The organism is Streptomyces sp. 4N509B (assembly GCF_052245655.1).
In the GTDB taxonomy this organism is placed as follows: domain Bacteria; phylum Actinomycetota; class Actinomycetes; order Streptomycetales; family Streptomycetaceae; genus Streptomyces.
Genome location: NZ_JBQQBZ010000102.1, coordinates 1 through 782 on the forward strand (window position 1 = coordinate 1; position 782 = coordinate 782).

General features: G+C 72.6%; 1 protein-coding gene. It reads right to left on the reverse strand.

Annotated features, from left to right (window positions below):
• On the reverse strand, positions 1–782 hold a 782-nt coding region (locus ACTWP5_RS32105; protein WP_443224711.1), incomplete at both ends, for an acyltransferase domain-containing protein.

Here is a 782-nt window from a genome sequence, read left to right on the forward strand (position 1 = left end):
GCGGAGTGCGAGGCGTAGTCCACCGGCACCCGGCGCGCCCGGACCTCGGCCGCCTCCGCGGCGGCCATCAACGTCTCCAACGCCTCCGCGTCACCCGCCACCACCGTCGCCGACGGACCGTTGAACGCCGCCACCGACACCCGCTCCCCCACACCAGCCGAAGACAGCAGCTCCTCCGCCCGCTGGGCACTGACGGCCAACGACACCATGCCGCCACCCCCACCCAGCTCGTTGATCGCCGCCGACCGCAACGCCACCACACGGGCACCGTCCTCCACCGACAGCCCCCCGGCGACCACGGCCGCCGCGATCTCACCCTGCGAGTGACCGATCACCGCCGACGGCCGCACACCCACCGACTCCCACACCGCCGCCAACGACACCATCACCGCCCACAACACCGGCTGCACGACATCGACCTGCTCCAGCCACCCGTCGTCATCCGACGCCAACACCTCAGACAGCGACCACTCCACGAACGGCGCCAACGCCGCCTCACACTCCGCCAACCGCGCCGCGAACACCGGCGAGGACACAAGCAGCCCACGCCCCATACCAATCCACTGCGACCCCTGACCCGGGAACACGAACACCACACCCCCGCCCGCGTCGCCGCCCACCACACCCGACAGGGCGTTCACCGCCGGCTGAGCGGCCCCCAGCGCGCCCAGGCCCGCGACCAACTCCGACGGATCGGCACCCCACACCACCGCCCGGTGCTCCAACACCGACCGCGACGACACGAGGCTCCACCCCACGTCCACCGCGTCCAGCCCGCCCAC